At 68.9% G+C, this 273-nt stretch carries 1 pseudogene; it reads left to right on the top strand.

The annotated features are described in order from the left end of the window. A pseudogene (locus SB771_RS34430) lies at positions 1-253 on the top strand (ABC transporter substrate-binding protein); the annotation flags it as partial. Positions 254-273: the final 20 nt, after the last annotated feature.

Raw genomic sequence — 273 nt, 5'->3', positions numbered from 1 at the left:
GACCCCGAACCGCATGAACTGGAAGGACGCCGACACCGACCGCTGGCTGGCCGAGGGCAGCGAGGCGCTGGACGCCAGGAGCGGCGATGCGATCCTGTCCAAGGCGCTGACCAAGATCTCCGACGGCGTGGCGTGGATTCCGCTGTACCACGACTCGCTGTACCTGGTGGGCGGGCCGCGCTTGAAGCCGATGCGCGCGCACGGCATCTTCGGCGCCGCCGCCTACAAGGGCCTGGACATCGAGTTGAAGTAAACCGCACCGGGCGGCGTCCC

The organism is Burkholderia sp. SIMBA_051 (assembly GCF_046534915.1).
Classification (GTDB): domain Bacteria; phylum Pseudomonadota; class Gammaproteobacteria; order Burkholderiales; family Burkholderiaceae; genus Burkholderia; species Burkholderia ambifaria.
The sequence above is the reverse complement of the archived record's forward strand: the minus strand, read 5'-3'. Positions and strand labels throughout refer to the sequence as shown.